Source organism: Streptomyces sp. NBC_01445 (assembly GCF_035918235.1).
Lineage (GTDB): Bacteria > Actinomycetota > Actinomycetes > Streptomycetales > Streptomycetaceae > Streptomyces.
In genome coordinates this window covers 2,249,426-2,265,367 of sequence record NZ_CP109485.1, presented here as the reverse complement: position 1 = coordinate 2,265,367, position 15,942 = coordinate 2,249,426, and the positions used below count along the sequence as shown (strand labels likewise).

Here is a 15,942-nt window from a genome sequence, read left to right as displayed (position 1 = left end):
TGCGCCCGCCACAATGGCGAGTGGATGGTGCGGACCCGGGCCGGCTGGACCGTGAGCTCGCCCACGCCTTCGCCGAACGGCCCGTACCGGGACAGAAGAGGGAGAGCCTTGATCGCCGGGTCAGGGCTCGGTCCCTTCGTTCCGCTCTCCCATGACGACGGGTGGGAAGGTGAAGCCCTTAACCGTGATGGTCACCGTGTTGGGGGTCCCAGGGGTGCGATCGATGTCACGGCTGTACCCGCCGTCGTACCGGCTGAGGATGGTTCCGCCGTCATTGCAGGGATAGCGGACTCCGTTGGGATCTCCTTCGTCGCTGCCCGGTAGGAAGGGACAGTGACTGGACGTAAAGATCACGTCCTGAGGCCGGAAGGGGCCAAGGAACTCTCCTCTATGATCCCTGGGCCAGACCACGATGCGCGTGAAGTCCCCTTCCTCCACTGTCACGGACGAGCTTTCCGGGTCGGGTGCGACACCCACCCACTTGGAGAGTGTCACCACCCGTGAGAAGGGGGCGCCGTCCGGTGTCTCGCCCTCGATGACGAAGCGCCAGGTGTACGTGCCTTCCTTGTCCAGATCCGTATACCGGTTGGTGAAGTTGCCGTTGCCCGCCTCGCCGTCACCGTGCTCGCCGTCGTCGAACAATTCGTCGGAACCGTCCTCGAAGATCGACTGCGGCCCGGTGACAGGCAGGCCGTCCGGCATCTCGGCCTGTCCCAACAGGTACGCCAGCATGAGGGCCTTAGGCGCATGCGGATCGGTCGTATCCTGCTGAGGGGGCCGGTACTCGGCACCATGGGTCGACAGAAATGTACCCAGCGACATTCCCGGCCGCGCCAGCTCGACTCTCACGGTCGCCCGTGTCACCGGTTCGTCGCCGGCTCTGATGCGGGCGGTCATGGTCATCGCATCCCCCGTGCTGTACACCTCGCGGTCGAAGACGACATCGACACGGACGAAGAGATCGATGAAGAACAGAGGCTCGTTCGTCACCAGGGGGAGTGGGACGCCTGCGCTGTCCAAATGTGCTACGCGCCACCGGGTGGCCGGCACCGAGTCCTCGTCTCCGCCGAACAGCGATGCGACATCGACGGAGACGAAGCCATGTGTTTCACATTGCTTGACGGCGGCGGCGACGGTAGTCCATCCACTGTCCTGCTCCTGCTGCCAGGACAACTCCAGGGTGTCGTTGGGGTCCTCCCACATGACGGCGACCGCGAGTCGGTTGACGCCGGGTTCAAGACAGACCTCACGCCACAGTTGTTCCGGTGGAGGGAGCTGTTCCGGCGGCTCCAGCTTGACGCGCTCAACCCCCAGGGCGTACTTCACGACCTGAGTCAGGGCGTCTGCGATGTCGGCCGGGTCGTCGACATGCCGGTACACGCCTTGTGACTGGGTGGCCAACGTGTCCAGCACGTCCTCCTGGACAGTCGCCCCCAAGCCGATGGTGAAGAGTGACAGGTGCTGGTGCACCCGTTGCCGAACAGCCCCGGACTGCCGCGCCACCCCGAACAGGGGAATACCGGAAGCGCCCGCGGGCAGAGGACTGTTGGGAGACACCCGTACCGATCCGCTGTTCTCGTAGCCGTCCGTCAGCAGGACGATGGTGTACTTCGGATCGCCCTGCGTGGGCAGTGCACCGAGATCGTCGATCGCCCGGATGAGGCCGTCTCCGATCGGTGTGCAGGAGCCAGCGTCCCCGAAGTTCACCGAGCAGATCGCGACGTCGGCCGAGCCGAGATCGGTGGCCGCCAGCACGGGCTGGATGAGTGGGTCGGCGACCGTGTGCCAGGTGCAGGACCCGTCCTCGAACACGAGCAGTTCGATCCGGTCGGCGGAATTGACCCCTGCGCGCATCGCCGTGAAGAGGTTGCCGAGGACCTGAGTGGCGGTCTTCGCCTGCGTCCAGCGGTCACCGCTCATGCTGCCCGAACGGTCGAGTACGACGGCGAGGTGCTGCGGTCTGTTCTCGATGGTCAACTGTTGGGAGGGGGACGTGTTGTTCAGTATCCCGGCGGGACCCGGGCAGCCCGTCTCGAACCATACGTCCTCGGTGATGTCGACGCTCCTGGCGGCGTACACGGGTGGCGAGGTGAACACCAGCAGGGGGCTGGGCGAGCACGCGGGAAAGGCCGGAATTGCTAGGCCACCGGTCGTGCTCCACTTGTGCGCCACAGAGGGCTTGGGCGCTCCGACGACCGTGGGGTCGGCCGCCGTTCCGAAGGGCGGCACGGCGGTCAGTGTGACGGGAATACCCTCGCGCACCGTCCCGTCGGCAAGCGCAGGAGCGCTGATTGTGAAGCCCGCCGCCGGGTCGCACATGATGCGAGTGATGGTCGGAGTCGAGGGCGTGTTTTCGGCCTGGCTGAACTGCCAGAGAGGTTGCTCCGTTCCGGACTGAACGCGCAGGGACCACTTCTCTCCCGGGGTTGCCGCCGAGGTGGCCTGGATCTCGACGGTCAGCACGATGTCCGTTCCGGCCGGTGAAGCTTCGGACACAATCCGTCGCTTGGCGAAGGTGGTGGTGTCATCGACAGGGCCGGGCAGCAGAGGAAGCGCCTTGAAGGCCCTGACCAGGCTCACCACCACGTCGCCGGTGTCGGGGAACCTCAACTCGAAGGCGGGGAAGGGCGGCGAGATCCCGACGTCGAGACTGAGGTCCGCGACGAGGCCTTTGGAGTGGTGGACGGTGTAGACCGGTGATCCGGTGGTACCCGGGCTGATGCTCGGCACGGCCATTGCTGCCTTCCTCCTAAACGACCGTGACAAGTCGCTTGTGGTAGATGTACGTGACGAATTCCTGATCCATTTTCCTTTTCTGGGCCCTGGCCCAGAAGATCCAGATCGCTTTGTCGGGGGCGACCAGAGCGAAGGGAGAGTCGTTGTCGTTCCCCTCGTTCCCCAGTGACCTGGTCAGCTGCCGTGCGCCATGCCATTCGCCGGATTCCGGGTCACGACGCATCACCATCAGTTCGGCGGTCTCTGCGTCGCTCGCCCTCCACATCAGCCATACCGCACCGTCCGCGTCCTCCACCGCGCACGGCTTGGTCGCGTTCGTGTCTCCGGGCGTGGGGATGGTCTCGATCGGCTGCCAGGCGTTGTTGTGGAATCGCCGTGCTCGCAGCGAGCTGTTCAGCGTTGTGCGGGACGTCCAGAAGACCCACGTGTCCCCACGGGTGCACAGCACGAACGGTTGTTCGTCAGCGGCGCCGGAGTCGAAGCTCTCCTCGTGGCGGACGGCAGCCGTGGTCGGATCAAATCGCAACACCCGGATGTCGTTGGAGCCAGTTCCTTCGGCCCGGAAGGCCGCCCAGACCATGTGCTCGGAATCCACAGCGGCATGGAAGTCGTTGCTAATCTGCTTGAGCGCGGACAGCTGGCGCGGCTCCGTGTCCTCCCAGGTACCGGACGTGTGCCGTTGGCGACGGTAGTGCCACGAGCTCGTCGCCGCCGCCGTCAGGCTGAAGAACACGGTGACCAGACCCTCTGTCACCGTGAGGAAGGGCGCGCTCTCTGCGACATTGGGTGTATCCGCGACAGGAATCTCCAGTTTGCTTGCCAGAGCGGGCAACGGGCCGCGCTTCATCAAGACGTCGGAGTTGGGCCCGGTTCCCGACTGGTACGCGACGAGGAGGTCACCGCCGGGCAGCGGCACCGCATGGGGAAGCATGTGACGTCCGACCGACGTGAGCTGGTGGGGTGGGGCGATGAAACCGCTCCGGACGTCGGCCAGATCCATCCGTGCGGCGAACACCTGGTCCGAGCCTCCCGCTGGCGCAGACCAGACGGCCACCAGTCCGTCGCCGTCGACGGCAAACGCCCGATTGATCGCCTGAGAGGACCCGGATCCCTCGACCGGAGCGTCGGGGGTGGTCGGGAGTTCCCCGCGCAGCAGGGCGTTGATCGCATCTCGCAGACTGATCGGCGGCCTCTTCAGCCCTCGCCGGTAGTCCATGGGATCGACACCAAGGACGTCCTCGATCAAGCTGGCGGGTGGGACGAGCAACCGGCGCTGGCGGCGGTCCGTGATGTCGTCCGGTTGCACGGACTTGTCGCTCTCGCGGCGTCTGATGGTGGCCAGCGCGGTGTACACGTGACCGTTGGAGGGAGCTGGCAACGCGTCGCCAGCCCGGGTGCGGACCACCCACTCCCGCTTGAGCCGGGCGCAGGTCTCGATCCCCAGGCCGCTGTGGATCAGTTCCGCCTCGTCGGCCGGCATCACCATCCGCTCCCACACGTCAAGGTAGACCAGCACTGTGTCCGCGGCGGGGAAATCGAGCGCTGGGACCACCGGAACGCCCCATCTGGCGGCGAGCTCCGCGGCCGCCGCCCCATGGCACTCGTGCAGCTTTTGAGCGGCGTACCTCACAGGAAGCTCAATCATCACGTCCAGGCCGTCGACCAGGCACCTCCCGACACGAGACAGCGGGTCGACGTCGTCCGCCACCGACACCCCGGAGAGGATCCAGAAGTCGTTCTCCAGTGATTCGCCCTTGATCCGGAACCCTTCGTTTCCCTCCGGGACGCCATCACCGACGAACCATTTGAGGAAGGCCCGCAGTTCGAACTTCTGGATGTCCTCCCGCTCGTTGACGTCCGCGTCCACGATGGGCACACCCTGCTGCAGCCTGACCCGTACATAGCGCTTGAGTGGATCGAACGTGTCGGTCGAGATCACAGCCACGATGTCCCTTCTCCCTTGCAGAAGGTGGCCCTTCCTCATCGACGGAGACCGCCCTTCCTGCGATCGCCTCTTGCGGGCCGCCATGCGACATCATGAGTCCTCCTCCGCGAATTCGCCCGACAGCGGCACGACCGTGGCACGTAGATTGACGGGCAGGAAGCGATCGAGGAGCTGCCGCATCCGGTCGGCGTCGTCATGCGTCAGCGACCTCCTGGCGACGGTTCGGCCGAGGTGGAGGCCGATGGCGTTCGGGGCGTCCCGCTCATCGGGCAACAGCCCACCGTCATCTGCGCGTTGGGGGCGTGTAGTCGCAGAGTTCGCCGAACAGGCCGCGGCCTTGGCTGCGCTCCGCGTCGGTGGGCACTGCACTGACGGACCCCGCGCATCTGCGTACGGTCACCCGCTCCGGGGCAGCGAGCTCGTCGCCGCCGTTCGCCGTCCGGAATCGATCGCTATCGAGTCGGCCGAACGGGACATTGCGGTCGCTGCGGTAAGGCAACATGGTCTTGCCGTCGGGAAGGGGGACGGGTGAGGGGTTGCTGTCCGCCGTCGGTCCGGCCGTGATCTGGGAAAGTGGTCCGTACATCCGGCCACGTCGATGTCGACCGACGAGAGCCGGCTTCCTCCGCTGGGGTCGAACCAGAAGAAGCCCCTGGGCTCGTCCCCGTCGAGCGGCAGCACCGCCGGCTCACGGTCGGTTGCCCGGCCGGGAGCACCCGCCGCACCTCCCCGCCGGCTCGGCTCGTGACGGGGACCTGCATGGGCCACTGCGCCCCCGGCATGTAGCAGTGGCGAAGGCGAACGAGCCAGGTGTCTTCGAGGTCTGCGGCCGACTGCTGTTCGGCTCAGGCAAGCCACAGCCGCACACCTCTTCTTGGCATGGAGGTGGAAGCGCGCTTGGGATCATCCTCGCGGGTGCTGGGAGCACACTTCCGGCACGGTGACGATGCCGACGGCCTGACGGTGACGGTGCTGGAGTCGGACTGCCAGCGGATCCTGAGCGCGCTGAATTCCGGCGGTACGGCGTCGGCGCCGGAGTGGCACGACATCTCCGCGGTCTCCAACACCCCGGCCAACCGGGCGGCACCTGCCACCGCTGACCGCTGCCACAAGCCAGGCAGCCGCAGACCGAGGCATTCGCCACGGCTGTCGAACAGGCAGACCTGTGGGTAGGCCCGTTTCAGGGCCCACCGGTGATCGCAGCGAGGATTTCGACGCTGCGCTGAATCTTCCGACCGAACGCGATAGTCAAGGAGAGCAGGATGGCAATGGCGTAGACGATGGGTTCGGCGGATTCAGGAAGGACCCCGCTGACGGCGAGGCCCGTGACAGAGCCGCCGGCGACAAGCAGGGCCAGGACCCACCGCAGCAGCTCCCGGTTGGGCGGCTGTTCGACATCCTTCAGGTAGTGCTCGTCCAGGAGAACGCCCAGTCGGGCGTGGCAGTAGCGGTTTGAGACCTGCACCAGGGCGCACGACAGTTCCCTGAGGGCTACGTCAGGCTCGCTGTCAATCTTGAACTCGATGGTTCGGAGTGCGCCAACGACGTGCCGGGCATGTGCCTTGAGCGCACGCTTACGGGAGGAAAAGCGCGGCACAGAGCGACGTGCCGAGGGGGCGTCAGGAAGGTTGCGTAGTACGACGCGCAACTGTCTCGAGACTCTTCGCAGGGCGGAGGCCTGTCGCTCGCCGCCAGCGCCGTGGGCCTCGGCGCAGGCGTGCACAGCGTCCGCGCACTGCATAACGAGGGCGTACCGGCGAGCGCAAAGAAACCAAGTGAGGACCGATGGCCGACCGTGCTTGGCGAGGAACGAAACCAAGTACATGGCTGCCGCCCAGACGAGGCCGAAGGCCAGGGCGCCGATGAGGGTCAGCGAAAGAGATTGAAATGCCGGGGAGAGCTCGCGAAAGAAGACCACCTGGGGTGGCTTTAGGAGCCCGAGCGGGAGAAGCTGGTGATGTAGCAGGGGGTTTTGGTCATCGCCAACTGGCTCGTCGTCTCGTGTTCCAACAAACCAGACCAGAGTGTTGTTGAAGGTGCTGACCAGAACTGCGCTGATCGCCCAGCAGGCGCCCGTGAGGAGCCTGCGTGTCCAGGTGGTCAGGTGAGCTCGGCGGCGCAGCGCCACGCGTACGCGTAGCGGGACTGGGTCTTGGATACCAAGGGCGCGTAGGTCGGTTCCGAGCCGCTCGTGCCACAGGTGTCCTTCGCTGAGGTCAATCAAACCTGTCCGCAAGTGGGGCGGTTGGTCGGGACGTCGTTGATGCGGGAGCGGCGTACTGTCTGCCTGGGCATCGTGCGACGCCTGTGTGGTCATGGCGACGGATCCTCCCATACCGCTGGCGAATTGGAACGGCCCTGTGGTCAAACTGCAGGTGTGTGTGCTTCACGGTTGGGCCTTCCGCTCAAGGGATGAGGCCGCGGATCGTGAAGCACGGGCACGCCTTGCGTTGCCAGCTGAACCGGGCTGAGATCAGCAGGCAGCTGCTGCTCCTTCTGGCGACCTGACCCGAATGGGTGAAGTGTCATACGGGCCACAGCGGTTATAGCGAAAGGCAGCACCCTGCTCGAAGCATTAATGTCCGCTAAAGTTCACTATCGGCAGCAGCGTTTGTTCGCCAGTTTGGGTTCTGGCTCAACTTCAGAAGCGGACCAGAGCCGCAACTCGCGTACATAGCCACTCACCGATGTGCTGGACGGTATGGGGAAGTGGCGACAGCGGCAGCGGACACCTCCGCTTCGTCGGAAGCCGAGCGCAAAGCGGCATGGCACACCGAAGGGGTTCTCCTGGCAACGGGACTGGTCGGCCAAGCCGTGCAATCGGAATCTGAGTTACTGATCTGACCCCTGCACAACGCACACGAGGCGGAGGAGAGCTCGGCAGAGCGGCTGGCCGAAGGGGTCGCACACCTCGGAAGCCGGCTGGCCGAGTTGGGATCCGAACACCGAGAGCTGCTCACGCAGGCGGAGAAGGCCGGGCTTCCCACCGGCCATCTCGGCGAGGCGGTGGCCCTGCCGCGCACGGTTGTTGCCCAGTCCACCGAGACTGAGTTGACGACTGCGGACGGGGAGACGCGCACGGTAGGGCACCGATCGGTGGCCCGTGTGGACACAGTCACGACGCAGGAAGGGCTGCGTTCCTGGCAGAACCAGTTGGAGGACGGCGAGGCGGTCACGAGAAACCGGGCCCGGATGGTCCAGGAGGTGACCCGCCTCATCGCACGGGCGGACGAAGTCCGGGCCAGGGCGGCTCAGGCCGATACCGAACGGGAACGGCTGGAGGGCGAGGCGGAAGAGGCCGCCGCTCATCTCGACGCCAGCCGTCAAAAGGTCGCTGAGGAGAGCGGCGCCTACGCCCGCCAAGTCGCCGAGTGGACGACGCACACGCAGACTGCGCTGGGCCCCGACTGCCCACCCTTGGAGGCCGTCCACGCCTCGGTCGGCTGCGAGACCTCCGTCGACGCGCCGTTCGCGGACCGCTCTCTGCCGCCCGACATCGACAGCCAGGCGCGACGGACCGCTCAGGCCGCATTGGAGTCGTACGGCGAAGAACTCACCGGACGCCGGGACGCCCTGGCGCTCGCCGTCAGCCAGCTCAGCGAGGAACTCGACCGCCTGGCGGAACAGAAACGAGGCTGGGAGCAACGGACCGACCCCGAGCCGCCAGCCCCGCACCATCGTGTCGCCGCGAGGACGCCGGGCAGCGGAGCGCCCTTCTACCGGCTGGTGGACTTCGCGGACGACCTGGCTCCGGCCGACCGGGCCGGCCTGGAAGGAGCCTTGGAGGCCAGTGGAATCTTGGACGCGTGGGTGGGCGCGGACGGTGTCCTTCTCGATCCCCTCACCTGGGACACCGTCCTTGGGCCCGGCCCCGTGCTGTCGCACGGGCCGACTCTCGCCTCGGCCCTGCGCCCGGCCCCTGAACCGGGTTGCGGGTCACCGCCGAGCAGGTGGAGCGTCTACTGACCACCATCTCACTCGCACCCGCACAGCAGACCTCCGCTCACAACGCGGTCTTTCACGACGGCAGTTGGCGTCTGGGCGTGCTGAGCGGCCGTCACGACAAACGCGACACCGAGTACGTGGGGGCCGCAGTACGCGCACAGACCCGGCGGCGCATCCTCGCCGAGCTGGAGGAGCGGATCGCGCAGACGGAGCAGCAACTGGCCGCCGTCCGCGAGGAGCTCGTCGTAGCTGATGCCATGCGCCGGGCGCTCACGCGCACGGAACGGGACTTCCCCAGGGCACGAAATCTCGCAGACGCCTGGAGCAGGACCGAATCAGCAGAGCGGACGCTGCATGATCTGACCGCCAAGGCGACCCGGGCGGCACGGCTGGCCGAGGAGGCCCGCGCTCTCGCGGTATCGGCGCGTGCCGAGGCGGATGCCACCGCAACCGCCCACGACCTGCCCGGCGACCGAACCGCCCTGGACCGCGTACGCACCGCACTTGCTGCCCTGCTCAGCGGTATCGGGCATCTGCGCAGGGCCGTCGGTAGCACCGGCGAGCGGCTCGGCGCTCACCAGGCCGATGCCGACCGGTATCGACGCGCCCGAGAGGATCGCCTGGCCGCGGACGAGAGCTACCGGCTCCGCTTCACCGGACTGCGCACCGCTGAGCAGGACCTGCGCACCCGCGAGGAGGCCATCGGGTCGTCCGAGGAGGAGATCCTTACCCGCGAGCAGGAGGCCAAGCAGCACATCGCGAACGCCGTCCACGCCCTGCCCGCGGCACAACGAGACCGCGACCAACTCCACGACCTACGCGTCCGCGCGGAAGAAGACGAGAAGCGTCTGCGCGAGAACCTGGCGGACCAGGAGAAGTCAGTCATCGACACCGGCAGCGCTCTTCGCAGTGCCCTCGGGCGACCGGAGGTGGTGAGCGGCTCCGGGCTCGACAGATCCTCGCTGCCCCCATTCGTGTCGGACGATCCCGGCGCAGACGTCCGCACCCGTCTGCGAGCACTGCGGGCACTGGCCGACGCTGTGGAACACGCCCTCGGCCGCCCGAAGGGCGAGGTATCGGACAGCACCCTGCTCAACCGCCACACCGAACTACGCGACCAACTGGCCGGCGGGTTCGACGCTCAGCTGGAGGAGCGCGACGCAATCAAGGTGTGCCGCCTGGTCGACGACCACGGGTCCCATGACGTCGCGGCCGTGGGCGAGCGGATCGCGGTCCAGGCTGCAGAGGCCCGGGGACGGCTCACCGAGCGCGAACGTGAGGTGTTCCAGAGGTTCCTGACCGGCGAACTCGGCGACCACCTCTCGGCACAGGTCATCACCGCGGCCAACCTGGTCGCGGCTCTCAACGACACCCTGCGAACCGTACGCACATCCCACGGTCTCGGCGTCGAGCTGATGTGGAAGCTGGACGAAGACGTAGACGCGGACGTGCGCGCGGCCGTCGAGCTGCTGCGCAGTCCCTCAAGCCTCAGGACGCGCGAGCAGACTGAGCAACTGCGCGAGGTACTGCAACGCCGGATCGAAGACGCCCGTCGTGCCGACCCGTCAGCCGGTTACGCCGCCCATCTGCGGACCGCGCTGGATTACTGCGACTGGTTCCGCTTCCACACCTTCGTGGTCGAGGACGCGGCCCCAGGCCGTCGACGGAAACTGACCGGCCGGACCGGTCTCAGCCAAGGCGAACAACGGGTCCTCTCCTACCTCGTGCTCTTCGCCGCGGCCGCCGCCCACTTCAGCAGCCTCGCCGAGTCAGCCCCGCACGCCCCGCGACTGATCCTCCTGGACGACGCCTTCGCGAAGGTCGACGAACCCACCCATGGACGACTGGGCCGTATCCTCGTCGACCTCGATCTCGACTTCGTCCTCACCAGCGAGCGACTCATGGGCAACTGGCCCGAAGTTCCATCCCTGCACATCTACGAGTGCCTGCGTGATCCCCATGTGCGCGGCGTGGCCACCTTGCACTACACCTGGAACGGCCGGCACCGGCGTCTGGTGTCCGTATGAGCACGCTACCCGCCGCAACACGCGACTGGCTGACGGGACCTGGACTCACCCGGCTCTGGCAGGGGGCACGTAAGCGCCTGGAGAGCAACGGTGTACAGGCCACCGGTTCCCTCCGGCTGACCGAAGTGAACACCCAAGAACGCAACGACCTGTCTCTCCTACTGGGCAAACCCCTCACCGGTACCACTGTGACCGTGCGGCTCGACATCCTCGACGCACGGCTACGCGCCTCGGCCGCCGCACTCGGCCTCAGACAGACCCTGGAGGAACTCGGCCCGCCACTCAACGACCGCCGTGCCGCCCGCGCGGACCTGGCGGCACGGCGAGAGCAAGTGTGGACGTCCCTCACTTCGTCGCTGGACGCCTCCCCGCTCGCCAACCAGGAATGGCCCCGGCAGTGGTACGACCTCTTGCGCCGTGCCGGCGTTCCGAAAGGAGTGCCGCCCGAAGCGGCGATACAGACACTCCAACAGGCCGTCCACGTCCTCACCACTGTCCTTGGACCCGAGCGCAACGGCGCACTCGGCCGAGGAGAACTCGCCGCCATGGCGACCGGCTCCGCGCACGGCCTGGACGACGGCACCTGGCTCGCACGCCTCGTCCAACGCGGCGTCGCCCTCGCCCATGACACCGAGTTCCCCGACGACGCGGCCGGCCGACGCGCCCTGTGGCGACTGGTATCCGTCACGCCGGACGAGGTCTCCAGCACGGTGCTGACCTATGGGCTACGCCCAGAAGGCGAGGGCTGGCAGGAGCGCGGCCTACGAGAACGGGCCGAGCATAACGCCGAAGCCCACCTCACACCGCGCGACCTGCACACTCTGCGGCTGCAACTCCCCACTGGCACGCTCATCCACATCTGTGAGAACCCGCGCGTGGTGGAAGCCGCCGCTGACGCGGCCTGCGCACAGCCCGTGGTCTGCACGTCCGGCAGCGCGGCCACGGTGGTCTTCACGCTTCTCGACGCCCTTGCCACCACAGGCTGCCGCTTCGCGTACCACGGCGACTTCGACTGGCCAGGGATCGCCCTGGCCAACCGAGTCATCCGCCGCTGCGAAGCCCTGTCCTGGCGCATGGGCGCCGCGGACTACGAGCACCTGGCCGCGCGCAGTCAGACTGAGGGCATCCCTCAACTGGCACTCGATGGCCCGCCGGTCAGCGCAGACTGGGACCCGGACCTCGCTCCTGCCATGACCGCCCTCGGCGTCGCGCTCCACGAGGAAGCCACCCTCGACCTCTTGGTGGCCGACCTGTCACGCCAGGCGTAGAGACGTCGGCGCCGCCATGCTGGGCATTGCCCATCTGCAGAACCTCGCCCTCACGGGGTAACTCCCGCCCCATACGAGGCCGGAGAGACCCAAGGGAGGCGGCCCCCCGCCGCCCGGGCTCAGAGAATGCTCAGTCGATACAGAACTCGTTGCCCTCGATGTCCAGCATCGGGATGCACGCGTCGTTGCCGTCATACAGCGTTTGCACGTGTACCGCACCGAGTGGGACCAGTCGCGTGCATTCGGCCTCAAGTGCGGCGAGGCGCTCCTTACCCACGAGTCCGGTGCCGACCCGCACATCAAGATGAACCCGGTTCTTGACGGCCTTCCCCTCGGGAACGCGCTGGAAGTACAGTCGCGGGCCCACGCCTGTGGGATCTATGCAGGCGAACCATGAATCCCGCTGCTCAGATGGCTGCGAACGCTTGAAATCGTCCCAAGTGACAAACCCCTCTGGTGGCGGCGGTATTACGTACCCCAACACCTGGCACCAGAATCGAGCGAGACGCTCTGGTTCTGCGCAGTCAAAGGTGACTTGGAACTTCTTGATCGCTGACATCGGCGCACCGTAGCAGGCGGACGAGGGCCGCGTGCGGGGCGTCCTGGAGGCGGCGCTGGCCACCACGCGTCGCCTGCACGGCACCATCGAGGAGGTGCTGTGGCTGTCCTGCTCCGCCGCCCCGGACCCGCCCGTAGCACGGCTCCTGCACGAGACCGAGGAACGCTGGCACGGGCCGCTCGCCCGCGACGGCCGAGGCCTGTGAGTGCAAACTCCATGACGCAGCGGACGACGTCCACGTCCCCGGAACCCTTCGCCGAGATCATCGACGTCGTGTCGGACAACGCGCGTCCACGGGCGCCTGGGCGCGCTCGGCGACCTCGGCTTCATCGGCCTGGACGACGACCCAGACAACCCGGTGCTCATCACCGGCTACAAGGCCGCCCGCACCAAGCCGGTGATCAGCGCGAAGAAGGAAGCCAACAAGCTGATCGCGCGGGAAAGGGCCGCCTGCGAGCACGCCTTCTCCCACCTGAAAAGCTGGCGAATCCTCACCAAGCTCCGCCTCGACACCCGCCACGCCACCACGCTGCTGCGGGCGCTGCTCGTACCCACGAACCACGAAGTCGCCCGCTGACAGACGATCCACCATCGACACCCGCCCACGACCAGCTCGAGTACCCAATCACCCACCCATTCCAGCCCCCTGACCAGCAACTTCAAGATTAACGACCTTCAATGGCGAGATCCCCATGCCGGTGCAACGAGCGTGGAGTCGGGTTGGTCGCGCGCCGGGCGGCTGCGAACCGGTAACGGACCGTCAATGTCCCAGCGCTGCTCCCCCGTTCACATGCACGATCTGCGCCGTCATGTACGCCGCTTCAGGTGACGCCACATAGTGCACCGCGGCGGCGATGTCCGAGGGCCGGCCCGCCTGGCCGGTCAGCGACTGCTTGGTCCGGGCGGCGACGAACTCGGGCGTGGCCCGGTCGCCGAAGAACTCGGTGTCGGCGACGAAGCCTGGAGCGACCGCGTTCACGGTGATGCCCTGCGGGCCGAGCTTCTGCGCCAGGTCGACGGTGTAGGTGTTGACGGTGGCCTTGGAGCCGCCGTACGAACCGGGGCCGCGCAGCGCGGCGATGGACGACATCTGGATGATCCGGCCGCCGGGCTGGGTGAGGTGCGGCAGCAGCCCTTCGGTGAGCAGCACGGCGGTGAGCACGTTGGCCTCGAAGTTGCAGCGGAAGCTGTCCGCGATGCCTTCGAGGGTGCCGTCGTGGGCCGGTGCGACGTTGCCGCCGGCGTTGGCGACGACCACGTCGACCTGCGCGCCGCCCGCGGTGCAGAACTCCACGGCTCTGCGGGCCTGGCCGGGATCGCTCAGATCGGCGGCGACCCAGGAGGCCGTTCCCGCACCGTGCGCGGCGTCGAGCTCTCCGGCGGCCTTCTCCAGAGGCCCCTCGCGCCGCCCGATGAGGACGACGTGGTCGCCGTCCGCCGCAAAGACCTCGGCCACCGCCCGCCCGATCCCGGTACCGCCACCCGACACCACGACCCTGCGCTGCCCCACGACCCCACCCCATGTCCTCGTTTATGAACGACGGTCACGTATCTGCCCGCCGCACGGTACGGCCGCGGGTCGTCAGCGTCAACGGGCAGGTGCCGCGGGCTCCTCACCCGGATGACGGAGCCGTGATCCGCTCCAACATGCCCAATTCGCGAACACGATCGTGACGTGCTGATCACGGTCCTCGCGGCTCTGCTCGTGCCACAGGCCCACCGTGTGACCGATCTCGTGGATGGCGTTGCCGGTGGAGCAGTTAGGGCCCAGCGTGACTGTCTGCAGACCGCCGCGTCGGCCCACGTTCGAAGAACATCCGCTGCCTGGCAGGAAGCGCACGAAGTCCCGGAACTGAGCCGCATTGGCAGGGGTTCGTTCGAGGAACCGGATGCGGGTACGGGATTCCCAGTGGGCGATGGGGTCCGTGACGCGCTGCGGGTCGGACAGGCTGGGATCGATCTCGAACGGCACAGTCGCGTTCGGCCAGCGACGCTGCTGCCCCTGCTCGGACGGCACGATCCCGACAGCCGCGAGCACGGGCCCCGCGTCGGCCTGTTCGGCCATCTTCCACGGTACCGAGCACGATGTCCCCTTCGAACATCGCCAGCCCGTCCAAGAAGGGCGATCCCCTGCTCTCGACGATCACCCTCAAGTGGATAACCGATGAAGTCTGCCAGGACCTGGTCTTCCGCTCCGGCGCATACGCCGAGGCGTGTGTGGTGACCGAGGAGTTCGCCGACGCGGCCATCCACCACAACGGCCCGTTCTGGATGCTGGCCGGCCGGCGCTCGCGCCGCGTACCCGAGCACGCCGTGCTGCACACAAGCGTCCGGCTCCGCCTGGAGCGAGACCCCAAGTACCGTACGGATCTGCCCGATCCGACCGAGCCACGCCGCTGGGCCGACCCCGACTGGACCAAGCCCGCCCAGCAGGACGGCTGACAACGCCGGACGTCCTGCTGGAAGTCACGACCAGCTGGGAGTCACGTCGGACCCGAAACGACCACCAGCCGGGCGCTTTTCGAAGTCCAGGTGGGGTCCGGTGGCGTTCCCGGTCGAGCCCACTTCGGCGACCCTTTGCCCGGCCCGAGCGGAACACGGCGGATGCGGTGCCAGGCCTTGTCCATCGTTGGTGAAGAAGATCTTGAGATGAGCGAAGGGCACGAGATCCAGCTGGGCTTCCGCGGTGGCATTGAGGTCCGCCGTGATATGTGCGATCTCCTTCGGCAGAAACACCTGGTCACACGGCACGCGATTGCCGAGGTCCTTCTTGATGGCCTGCGACATCCATATCTCGGGTATGTCAGCAAAATGCCCGAGATATGGCCTGATCACGCGACCGGAAGCGGTCTCATGCTGTCGAGCCTAGGCCTGAAACACACGCCGAGTTGCGCCAACCCGCCTTGGTTTCGGGGCATTGGCCTCGGTGCCGGCGCCGAGGCCAATGCCGCCCCCTCGGTGAGACCTGGCTGTAGTGACGGGCCACGGTCGAAGCTGCTGGACGCTGAGTTGCAGACCTCTGGTAACGGGCGGAAACTGATGACATAGCACGCGCGCGCATGGATCGCCCGTTGAAACCGGAAGCGTCTTCTCCTCCAGGGAGAGAACTCCATGCTCGGCACAGCAATCGGCCACCTTCGACATGAAGACGTCCTCGCGCCGCGGCATCTCAAGGCGGACGTGCGTGCTCTTCAGGTTGTTAATCCCGTCGACCTCCTTGAGTATGTCGGCACCCAGTATCGCGGGGGCGGCGCCTTACGCGTGTCGCAGGCGTCGACGGCTCGTACCAGCATCTGACGGACCGGCAGCACTGTTCACGGGACTGCCTCGAGGGTGGACATAAGGGCCTCGGATCAGAAGACGGTGACGCTGTTCGTCAACCACTTCAGTCCAATGTCGGCACGCGTACCACCACCCGCGAAAAGCGCGAGCGTCAGGCGGATGAGATGCGCTACCGCACCG

Annotated in this window: 15 protein-coding genes; 7 read left to right on the top strand and 8 right to left on the bottom strand. The window is 66.9% G+C overall.

Going from position 1 to position 15,942, the window contains the following annotated elements; all coding sequences use genetic code 11:
* Window positions 1–120: 120 nt before the first annotated feature.
* The 4 genes from OG574_RS10585 to OG574_RS10570 form a co-directional block, all read right to left on the bottom strand.
* Complete coding sequence (locus OG574_RS10585) at window positions 121–2,736, bottom strand: vWA domain-containing protein (protein WP_326772958.1); 2,616 nt, start codon at window positions 2,734–2,736, stop codon at window positions 121–123.
* Window positions 2,737–2,749: 13 nt separating this feature from the next.
* On the bottom strand, window positions 2,750–4,681 hold the full coding sequence (locus tag OG574_RS10580) for a DUF6519 domain-containing protein (protein ID WP_326772957.1): 1,932 nt from the start codon (window positions 4,679–4,681) through the stop codon (window positions 2,750–2,752).
* A gap of 90 nt (window positions 4,682–4,771) precedes the next feature.
* Entirely contained in the window at window positions 4,772–4,954 is a 183-nt protein-coding gene (locus OG574_RS10575) for a hypothetical protein (RefSeq protein WP_326772956.1), read from the bottom strand.
* 907 nt (window positions 4,955–5,861) lie between these two features.
* Window positions 5,862–6,998 (bottom strand): hypothetical protein, encoded by a 1,137-nt coding sequence (locus tag OG574_RS10570; protein ID WP_326772955.1) that lies wholly within the window; start codon window positions 6,996–6,998, stop codon window positions 5,862–5,864.
* 788 nt (window positions 6,999–7,786) lie between these two features.
* Here OG574_RS10570 and OG574_RS10565 point away from each other — a divergent pair.
* The 3 genes from OG574_RS10565 to OG574_RS10555 are packed head-to-tail and all read left to right on the top strand — an operon-like array spanning window position 7,787 to window position 11,921.
* Window positions 7,787–8,647 carry a hypothetical protein gene (locus OG574_RS10565; RefSeq protein WP_326772954.1) on the top strand — a complete coding sequence of 287 codons (861 nt, stop codon included), beginning with the start codon at window positions 7,787–7,789 and terminating at the stop codon, window positions 8,645–8,647.
* Window positions 8,632–10,653 (top strand): TIGR02680 family protein, encoded by a 2,022-nt coding sequence (locus OG574_RS10560; RefSeq protein WP_326772953.1) that lies wholly within the window; start codon window positions 8,632–8,634, stop codon window positions 10,651–10,653. Before OG574_RS10565 ends, OG574_RS10560 begins: the two co-directional genes overlap by 16 nt.
* On the top strand, window positions 10,650–11,921 hold the full coding sequence (locus OG574_RS10555) for a TIGR02679 family protein (protein ID WP_326772952.1): 1,272 nt from the start codon (window positions 10,650–10,652) through the stop codon (window positions 11,919–11,921). Before OG574_RS10560 ends, OG574_RS10555 begins: the two co-directional genes overlap by 4 nt.
* A gap of 130 nt (window positions 11,922–12,051) precedes the next feature.
* Here OG574_RS10555 and OG574_RS10550 read toward each other — a convergent pair whose 3' ends face one another.
* Entirely contained in the window at window positions 12,052–12,480 is a 429-nt protein-coding gene (locus OG574_RS10550; RefSeq protein ID WP_326772951.1) for a VOC family protein, read from the bottom strand.
* Window positions 12,481–12,511: 31 nt separating this feature from the next.
* Here OG574_RS10550 and OG574_RS10545 point away from each other — a divergent pair, with 31 nt between their 5' ends.
* Window positions 12,512–12,685: a hypothetical protein gene (locus OG574_RS10545; RefSeq protein ID WP_326772950.1), complete on the top strand. Its 174-nt coding sequence runs from the start codon at window positions 12,512–12,514 to the stop codon at window positions 12,683–12,685.
* Between the two features lie 153 nt (window positions 12,686–12,838).
* A complete protein-coding gene (locus tag OG574_RS10540; RefSeq protein ID WP_442816807.1) occupies window positions 12,839–13,057 on the top strand; it encodes a hypothetical protein in 219 nt (72 codons plus the stop codon).
* Between the two features lie 183 nt (window positions 13,058–13,240).
* On the opposite strand, the gene OG574_RS10535 is transcribed toward OG574_RS10540, so the two are convergent.
* Both OG574_RS10535 and OG574_RS10530 read right to left on the bottom strand, forming a co-directional pair.
* Window positions 13,241–13,990, bottom strand: a complete 750-nt coding sequence (locus OG574_RS10535; RefSeq protein ID WP_326772949.1) for an SDR family NAD(P)-dependent oxidoreductase — start codon at window positions 13,988–13,990, stop codon at window positions 13,241–13,243.
* A gap of 78 nt (window positions 13,991–14,068) precedes the next feature.
* On the bottom strand, window positions 14,069–14,545 hold the full coding sequence (locus OG574_RS10530; protein WP_326772948.1) for a M12 family metallopeptidase: 477 nt from the start codon (window positions 14,543–14,545) through the stop codon (window positions 14,069–14,071).
* A gap of 20 nt (window positions 14,546–14,565) precedes the next feature.
* On the opposite strand from OG574_RS10530, the gene OG574_RS10525 reads away from it, so the two are divergent.
* On the top strand, window positions 14,566–14,922 hold the full coding sequence (locus OG574_RS10525) for a hypothetical protein (protein ID WP_326772947.1): 357 nt from the start codon (window positions 14,566–14,568) through the stop codon (window positions 14,920–14,922).
* A gap of 24 nt (window positions 14,923–14,946) precedes the next feature.
* Here the strand turns inward: OG574_RS10525 and OG574_RS10520 are convergent, their stop codons facing one another.
* Window positions 14,947–15,267, bottom strand: coding sequence for a M23 family metallopeptidase (locus OG574_RS10520; protein WP_326772946.1), 321 nt, complete (start codon window positions 15,265–15,267; stop codon window positions 14,947–14,949).
* A 324-nt stretch (window positions 15,268–15,591) separates the two neighbouring features.
* Here OG574_RS10520 and OG574_RS10515 point away from each other — a divergent pair, with 324 nt between their 5' ends.
* Window positions 15,592–15,777 (top strand): hypothetical protein, encoded by a 186-nt coding sequence (locus OG574_RS10515; protein WP_326772945.1) that lies wholly within the window; start codon window positions 15,592–15,594, stop codon window positions 15,775–15,777.
* Window positions 15,778–15,942: the final 165 nt, after the last annotated feature.

What these genes read in the sequence shown, in the direction of transcription:
- OG574_RS10570 (WP_326772955.1), bottom strand. Translation starts at nt 6,998, where the DNA reads ATGACCACACAGGCGTCGCACGATGCCCAGGCAGACAGTACGCCGCTC.
- OG574_RS10550 (WP_326772951.1), bottom strand. Translation starts at nt 12,480, where the DNA reads ATGTCAGCGATCAAGAAGTTCCAAGTCACCTTTGACTGCGCAGAACCA.
- OG574_RS10515 (WP_326772945.1), top strand. Translation starts at nt 15,592, where the DNA reads ATGCTCGGCACAGCAATCGGCCACCTTCGACATGAAGACGTCCTCGCG.
- OG574_RS10530 (WP_326772948.1), bottom strand. Translation starts at nt 14,545, where the DNA reads ATGGCCGAACAGGCCGACGCGGGGCCCGTGCTCGCGGCTGTCGGGATC.
- OG574_RS10555 (WP_326772952.1), top strand. Translation starts at nt 10,650, where the DNA reads ATGAGCACGCTACCCGCCGCAACACGCGACTGGCTGACGGGACCTGGA.
- OG574_RS10520 (WP_326772946.1), bottom strand. Translation starts at nt 15,267, where the DNA reads ATGTCGCAGGCCATCAAGAAGGACCTCGGCAATCGCGTGCCGTGTGAC.
- OG574_RS10585 (WP_326772958.1), bottom strand. Translation starts at nt 2,736, where the DNA reads ATGGCCGTGCCGAGCATCAGCCCGGGTACCACCGGATCACCGGTCTAC.
- OG574_RS10525 (WP_326772947.1), top strand. Translation starts at nt 14,566, where the DNA reads ATGTCCCCTTCGAACATCGCCAGCCCGTCCAAGAAGGGCGATCCCCTG.